The organism is Streptomyces sp. CBMA123 (assembly GCF_014596465.1).
In the GTDB taxonomy this organism is placed as follows: domain Bacteria; phylum Actinomycetota; class Actinomycetes; order Streptomycetales; family Streptomycetaceae; genus Kitasatospora.
In genome coordinates, this window is the sequence record NZ_MECK01000145.1 from 1 (window position 1) to 1,896 (window position 1,896).

Consider the following 1,896-nt stretch of genomic DNA (forward strand, 5'->3'; position numbering starts at 1 on the left):
GGGTTCGCGGGCGAGCGGTTCGCAGGCCCACCGGGCCAGTTCCTCGCCGTAGCCGGCCGCGAGCAGTTCGGCGCGGGCCTGTTCGGCGGCGAGCCGGTGGTCGAGCCGGCCGTGGTCGGGCAGCAGCAGGGTGCGGGCGAGGGTGCCGACCGCGAAGAGGTCCTTGGCGGTGGTGGGGAAGCCGCCGACCTGCTCGGCCTCCGGCGGTACGTGCCCGGGGGTGAACACCGCGACGGTCAGGGTGTGGTCGAGCGGGGCGAGGAAGGTCAGGTCGATCAGTTTGACCAGGCCCTGGGCGTCCACCAGCACGTTGGCGGGGGAGATGTCGCGGTGCACCCAGCGCTTGCGGTGCAGCTCGTCGACGATCCGGCAGAGCCGGGCCAGCACTTCGGCCATCGCGGCCGGCCCGCCGCGCTGGCCGCGGGCCCAGGTGTGCAGCGGTACGCCCTCGACCCAGGGCGAGATCTGGTAGCCGAGCAGCCCGCCGGAGGGCGCCGCACCGGGCCGGTGCGGGGAGGGGCCGAGCAGGAAGCTGGGCACCACCAGGTCGGTGATGCCGAGCCGGTGGGCGTTGTGCGAGACGTCGTCCCAGCGGCCGAGCCAGCGCCGCACCTCGGACGGGTCCCGCTCCAGCATGATCTTGGCGGCGACGAGTTCCTTGATCCCGTTGTGTCCGGTGCGCACGGCCCGCCACACCTCGGCCTCGCCGCCCCGGTGATGGAACTCCAGGAGTTCGTACTGTTCGGGGTCGAACTCGGGCCCGAAGCGGAGCCCGGGCACCCAACGAGACTCGGACACTCGACCCCCGACGCTTCTGACCGCTGCTGATGCGCAGCCAGGATAGTCCGGGTTCCTGTTCGGCCGCCCGGGGGAGGGCCTATTCTGTTGGGCGCCCGGGCAACATCACGAAACGACGTCAACTCATGATCGTACGGGGCTTGTTGATCATGGAGTGGACGGCTGTCGAACAACAGGGGGACGGTGCATGCTGCTGATCGCGGTGCTGCTGATCGTGGTGGCACTGGCCGGAGGGGCCGCCGTCGCACTCGCACGCCGACGAACGACCCTGGACGCCAACGGAGTTGCCAAGGCCCTCGGCGCCGCCGCCGAACGGCTCGCGGCCGGCAAGGCCCCCCAGGCCCGCCGCCGCTACGCCCGGCTGGCCCGCCAACTCGCCACCGGGCCACCGGAACTGCGCACCCAGCGCGGCCTCGCCCTGCTCGGCCAGGCCGAGGCCACCATCCCCACCGGCGACCAGCAGGCCACCCTCGCCCTGTACCGCGAGGCCTTTCCGCTGCTCACCGACCCGGCCCGGCAACTGCCCCGGTGGAGCCTGCGCCGCCTCGCCGAGGAACGCCTCCAGGCCCCGGACGGCGACCTCGGACCGCTGCTCGCCCTCCTCCAGGCCACCGCCGGCGGCGCCGAACCCGGCGAGGAGGCCGAGGCCGCCGCCCGCACCCGGCAGTGGCTGCAACAGCTGTGCCGCGACGGCAGCCCCGAACAGCGCGACCACGCCACCGCCGGCGCCCTCGCCGCCCTGCCCGGCCAGGACTGGCCGGTGCTCGCCCGGGCCGCCCTGCTGCGCGCCACCGACCGCGCCGAGGAGAGCGAACAGCTGCTCGCCGCCGCGGCCCCCGGCGGCAGCGGCGAACTCTGGTTCCGCTGGGGCGCCCAGCTGTTCACCCTGCACCGGGACGAACCCGCCGTCGCCGCCTTCGACGAAGCGCTGCGCCGCGGCCCCGGCGACCCCGGCCTCTGGGGCCGCGGCCCGGCGCTGCGCACCGACACCCTGCTCTTCCGCGGCCTCGCCCGGCAGCGGCTCGGCGCCACCGACGCCGCCTGGGCCGACCTCGCGGCCGCCGCCACCGAGACCCCCGGCGACCCGCGCCCGCGCTA

The 1,896-nt window shown here is 75.1% G+C and carries 2 protein-coding genes; one reads left to right on the forward strand and one right to left on the reverse strand.

The genetic code is table 11. The annotated features are described in order from the left end of the window. A partial coding sequence (locus tag BG452_RS47700; protein WP_188305341.1) for a protein kinase domain-containing protein occupies positions 1-780 on the reverse strand: 780 nt, incomplete at its 3' end. Between the two features lie 205 nt (positions 781-985). Here BG452_RS47700 and BG452_RS18015 point away from each other — a divergent pair. After that, positions 986-1,896 (forward strand): hypothetical protein (locus BG452_RS18015; protein ID WP_223242373.1); only part of this gene is annotated, 911 nt, incomplete at its 3' end.